This window comes from Endozoicomonas atrinae, from assembly GCF_001647025.1.
GTDB classification, from domain to species: domain Bacteria; phylum Pseudomonadota; class Gammaproteobacteria; order Pseudomonadales; family Endozoicomonadaceae; genus Endozoicomonas; species Endozoicomonas atrinae.
In genome coordinates, this window is record NZ_LUKQ02000506.1 from 1 (window position 1) to 1803 (window position 1803).

A 1803-nucleotide genomic window follows, 5' to 3' on the forward strand; every position below is an offset into this window, starting at 1 on the left:
ATTGTTATCGATTCAACCGGCGCTTTGATTTGAAAGCAATGGTGTCAAGGTTGGGTTACATGGCTGCACGAACTTGCCCCATGCCAGCAAGGCTTCTCAAGCTGGCTGAGGTACAGTGGTAATCAGGTTCAAGTTTGAGTATATTTCTGAGGTGGCTGTCGATACTCATTAAATGAGTTTTTAATGCTGGCGTTGCCAGATGGGGAACGATATAGGGTTTTAATGGGCCAGCATGCATTTGGCAAAAAACGACTTTGCCTTTTTTAACGGGACACATTACTCGATCAATGTAGATTTCAGGTGTAAGGCTCGAGGTAGGAGGCTTTGCCCTTGACCGCTTTTTTTTCTTTGACCTGCTCGTAAAGAGGGTTTTAGCCTCCAGAAACTTCTGGCTGGTTTCTTTAAAGCTTGGAAGGTTACCCATAAATCTGGCCAGGCTTTGTAAATGCTTTTCTTTTTGATTCCTGTCTTTCTCGGTAAAAAGAATTTCTATATCGGGATCCAGTTTTCTGACTGATGAAAAAGAAGGGCGATAAGAAAATGTTGCCCCGTCAATACAGGGCGTAAAATCTCTGGTGTGTGAGAATCTGGCTGAGCAATGTAAATTTTTTTCTATTTGACTATTGTCTTTTTGGGTAATAATAACCCCCATATAGGTATCTTGTTTTCTAACCGATGAAAAAGAAGGATGATAAGAAAATGTTTCCCCATCATTATAAGAAATCAAATCTATGGGGGAAACGGATTCAGATTCTGAAAGAAAGTGTTCGATTTTTCGTAGCTCTGCTGATGAAAGTTCTAAAGGATTTATAAATTCAGGTTCAGTTGTAAGAGGCATTGATGTTGCTGGTGCCAATGAATCAACCATGCTTTTCAATGTTGTTTTTTCATAAGGAGTTTCTTTAACTATATCTCTGCTCGAACAGCTTGGCTGAATAGGTGTATCTGTTGATTCAGTTTCTGTTTTCTCTGGGTTATCTAATGAAGCTTGAGGGAGAGTCTTATGCTGCTCGTCTTTTTCGGCCGTTTGAATTGATTGTAGATCAGCTGGAATTTCTGGAATGCATTGAAAATCCTGAGAGGAAACACTTGGGGGGATCCTGAGAGGACTAAAAGTTTGTGTCATGGCACCTGCCGTTTGGCTTTCACAATAGAGGTTACTATCGGTATTACTCATTTCAGCGCTGACATGAGGTAAAGCTGTATTTGGGAAAGTACTTGCAGCTGCGAAAGCAGTGTCTCTTGAGTATTGGGGGTATTCCGGGTAGTACTGCGAGGCTTCTTCGGGGTTTTGTATATATCGGACAGGCCCAACAGGGTATGTTACAGCTTCTCTATAGGTTGGCTGGGTAATTGAACAGCCATTCTGACTCGGTTGTGTAGTGACATTTGCAGGGTTCTTAAGAGGGAAATACATTGTACCTCCATGTACTGTGGGAACCGGTGGTGGTGGGTAAAGGTAATAAACTGGCGCTTCGGAATTTACTGGATATAGGTGTGGGACAGTGCTTGGCTGCTCAGGTACAGCAGATGCAGAACAGGCTGCATTATAAATAGGTATGGGGTGCGAATACTTTGATACCACTTGCTGACAAAGTAGTGTTTGCTGTGGTTGCCAAAATTTTTCGGGTATTGGTATGTAATTGGGCTGTTGAGCAGGATATAAGTTACGAAAAGGGAATGTAATTTAAATTGTGTAAACGCTTGTCGTTAATACTCCAAAATGGAGAATAACAATGAGCGTTGAAATCAACGAAAAACTGGTAGATCAAATAGCCAGTCAGATTAAAACTCAGGATGATC

At 41.5% G+C, this 1803-nt stretch carries 1 pseudogene; it reads left to right on the top strand.

The features are described from left to right. Nucleotides 1-122: pseudogene (locus AK963_RS32755) on the top strand (IS1595 family transposase); the annotation flags it as partial. Between the last annotated feature and the right edge of the window lie 1681 nt (nucleotides 123-1803).